General features: G+C 29.6%; 3 protein-coding genes. All 3 read left to right on the top strand.

The genetic code is table 11. The features are described from left to right. On the top strand, window positions 1-256 hold a 256-nt coding region (locus ACWIX0_RS12880), incomplete at its 5' end, for a hypothetical protein (protein WP_454174386.1). A gap of 56 nt (window positions 257-312) precedes the next feature. Next, window positions 313-2814: a hypothetical protein gene (locus ACWIX0_RS12875; protein ID WP_454174385.1), complete on the top strand. Its 2502-nt coding sequence runs from the start codon at window positions 313-315 to the stop codon at window positions 2812-2814. 10 nt (window positions 2815-2824) lie between these two features. Then, entirely contained in the window at window positions 2825-4102 is a 1278-nt protein-coding gene (locus ACWIX0_RS12870) for a hypothetical protein (protein ID WP_454174384.1), read from the top strand. Window positions 4103-4170 lie beyond the last annotated feature (68 nt).

Genomic DNA, 4170 nt, shown 5'->3' with positions numbered 1-4170 from the left:
TCTACATATTTTAACAAAAAATTCACTTGCCCTAAAAAGCAATGAGAATCTAACGATAAATGTCAATGATTTTTATGCAAAGAGCAAAAATGAAGTGAATCTTTATGTGGGCGATTGTATAAATTTGTATGTGTCAAGCGATTCTAGTATTGAATTAAGCAAGGATAAAATAATACTAAAAGTCAAAGATAGTGAGCTAACGCTAGATGAAAATGGTTTAACCGTAAATAAGCCTGTGAATGTGAAAAAGAGGTAATTAGATTTAAGTTAAAACAAGCTAAAATAGCAAAAACAAACAAATAAGGAAACATTGTGAATCCATTCCTCCTCAAACTCATAATCAAAGATTATGATTCATCAAGTCCCTTAACAAACAAAGAGATTCAAATCACAAATATCGATTCTAAAAAATGCTATGAATCTAAAATCACTACAAGCAATGGCGAAGTTATATTTGAGATTCCACAAAATGAAAGAGGAGATTTTTTTAGTGTAACGCTTATAAATGATGAAAACTATGAAACAAATCCGTATTGTTTAGCAAAAGATTCTAAAAGCGCATATTTGCAATCTTTTGATTCACACGAATCCAAAAATTTAGATTCAAATAAATGCGAATCCAAAAATACCACAAATAAGATTCTAACCCCCAATAATTATCAAAAATGCCCTGCAACGCTTTATTTCAAAGCTAAAATCTATTTATATTTTAATGGATTCACATTATCTGTAATGCAAGGAGATAACGCCATTGCAAGCTATGAAGCTAGAAGTGGTAAGGCATTAACATTACAAGAAAAAGGGACATTCGAGCAACAAAATGGCTATACACACTTTGTGCCTAGCTTTGCAAATTTTGATAATGTAAAATTTAGCAACATAGAGGATTTTCAAAACAATAATTCAGAATCAAATCACACATTTTTTCACTGCTATGATAAGGGCTACCAAGATGAAAATAAGGTTTTACAAGATAAAGCATATTATATAAATACACAAGAAATAAAAGATTTTATTAACGCAAACAATCCAAATAATACAGATTCCGCCGAATCTAACACAAATTTATCACTAAATATTTATAGTGATAAAGAATGCAATGAATCGTGCAGTTCTATCATTATGGTAAGTGATAAAAATCTAACAACTAATAATCAAATACAAAATGATATATTGCTTTTTTATGATAATTCCCATAATTTAAGATATGCTTTTAATAACGCAAATCGCACGAATATACCATTAAAAGTGCAATATAACAAATCAGCCATACGCCATATAAGATTCATAGAAAACATAGAATGGGAGATAGATTCTTCGCAAAATCCACCACAAGTAATTAGCATTGCCAAGCAAAATCAAACAAAAATCCAATACTTAAACCATACCTCAAATCATTATAATGTTCCCATTAAAACACCATTTGCGTTAGGAACTTATATCGAGCTAGAAGCTATGATGAATGATAATAGTCAAATAGGTAATGTAAAATGGTGGTATGCAACAAAAAATAGCACCAATCTTACACTTGATAGACAAATCTACGATGAAAGCAATTATTTTCACAAAAACAATCAATATAATAAAATAGGATTTCATTTGCCATTGCAAAAACAAAATGACAAAGATTATGTTATTATATGCGCTACTTTGAATAATGCCATTATAAACAATGTGTTTATTGTGATTGATATAGATTTTAATGTGGGCATTGGTGCAGATAATGCAGTCCAAGAGATTCCAAGAGACAATCAAAGCAAAATGCAATATGGCAAAATCTTAAATAGTGATGATATAAATGAATGGAATAAATTAGAGCATATTTATAGTGTAGATGAAGCGGTAGCATTTTTAAAAGTGAATCTTAAAAAATTAAATGAATTAAAACAAAATAATAACAAACGATATGACAAAAAAAATTCTAATGGAGGTTATATTTATAATGCAATATTTGATTACTTTAGAATCTACCCCCAACTTGCAGGGAAAATTGCTTATATTTATTATAGATTTGACTTGGGGAATGAGGGGTTTATAGATAGCGTAGAACAATCTTGCTATGTGTGGTTGCAGTGTAAAGATGAATACAAAGACGATAGAGATAAGTTTATAGATAAAATTGTAGCAATATTTGAAAACAATGTTTATAAAAGTAGAATCTTAAAAAGAAATATTACATTTAAAGAGGCTTATAATAATGCCGTATTTAATGGATATAGTTTATTTAATGCCACACTAAACAACAAAGTAAGCAATGTAGTTGGGATAGATTTTTACCAAGAGAGAGAAGATTTTGTAAAGAGTTTGATATGGAAAATATGCTCATACTTCAAGATTAATCTTAACAATGTAATTGTTAAGGGTATGGCTAACAGAGGTATGACTTCTTACTACAATCAAAATAAAATTCCATACAATACAATAATAATCAATAAATATTTGATTGCTCATTCTAACAAAAAAAACAATAATGCTATAATTACATTTAAATATCAATCCGACAGGCTTATAGGAACAATTATTCACGAGTGTAGGCATTTGCATATTTATGAAGAAATTTATAAGAAAAAGCCACACAAAAGCCCTTTACTAAATTATCTTGCGTATTCTTTTAATTTTTATATTAGTGGTGATTATCAAATAACAAAGGCTTACAAAAAATTATGCGATAACAATGAATCAAATAAAGTAAATTGCTATGTTGGAAAAAATAATGATGAATACCAAAATACCTATGAGATTCAGCCAAATGAGCGAGACCCTAGATATGTGGCAAATGAAACCATCAAACGACTTGGAATAAAGCAAAAGTAAAGGTGGATAAATGGCTAAGGCTTTTGATTTAAGTTTATTGATTGATAATGAAATGTATTTCGATACAATATGTAGCGATGACGACATATATCTAAAATATAAAACAATTTATTTGAGTGTTGAGAGCAATATTTTAGCTATTGATGATAGGATATATGATGAATATTTTTACCCAAATTTATCTACCAATGCAGAAAAATATATTATCCAATGTTCTGCACCATATCACTTCAAAGATTTTACCGCTACGCTTTATTTAGGCAAAATTATTTTTAGCAAAAACAAGCAAGGCATTTTAGCTCCCAAATTTATTCCTTCAACTATCACAGATTCGAGATTTGAGGGACTAAATATATTTTGGTTGAATGAAATAAACAAAAAGGCATTGCCGACAAATAAAAAAATACTGTCAGCAGACGAAATTATGACATATGGGGGGACTATGGATGCAAAAAAAGATGACCACAAATATTTAAAAATCCACTACTTTAGGCACAAAGATAATATTGTGCTAACCAAAGAGCAAATCATCTCATATTTCACGGAATTACACCAAAAAAACACGGACTTTATTCAACACTACATAGACTCTATAAAAGCAAATCGTGGCATTAAAGCGTATCATTTGAATCAAAAAATCTATGATGACTTATTGAAAAAAGGCATTATTTTTTATGAACCAATGTTAGAATGGCAAAATGGCACTACCGAGCAACGCAATCAGCTTAAAATAATTGCATTAGACTATCTAACAAAAACCAATCAATCTAATTTTAAAATTATGCTGTATGATGAGCTATTTTATTGGTATTTTGTATTAAGTCTTAAAAATTTTATAGTAAATTTTTCTGCTTCTTTTTGCGATGAAAATAGTCTACTTTTTAATGCAGGGGCATATCAACAATATGTTCATTTAGCAATACAAATGAGACAAAGTGGCGAAATAGACTCAAAAACAGGCGATTTCAAAAAAGAATTGGAAGTGAGATTTGAAAATCAAATGTTTGATAGCGATGAATATCATAGAGAATTATTTTTTAGTAATAATGGAGGATTGATGAGCGTTAATGATGACTATACAAAATTACAATTTGTCTCCCCCAACCAAGCCTTATTCACAAGAGGACAGCCTATTACCACCTCCCCACTAGGCAAATACTATTTTGAATTAAGCGATAATAAAGACATATATATTGAATTTTTTGATAGAATCTACCCAAGCATTACCAATCCCCCAAAAGGCTGGAGCAAAGAAATGATGCAAAAACTAGAATTGAAGCTAGAGTAAAGGATTCCCAATGCCCCATCCCCTATTAGAAACAGATAGCGTAGAATGCACCCATAAGGGCAAAGTTT

This window comes from Helicobacter sp. T3_23-1059 (genome assembly GCF_053654515.1).
This window is presented reverse-complemented; position numbering and strand designations above follow the sequence as displayed.

Excerpts from the sequence above, each read along its gene's own strand:
- ACWIX0_RS12870 (WP_454174384.1), top strand. The coding sequence starts at position 2,825 with ATGGCTAAGGCTTTTGATTTAAGTTTATTGATTGATAATGAAATGTAT.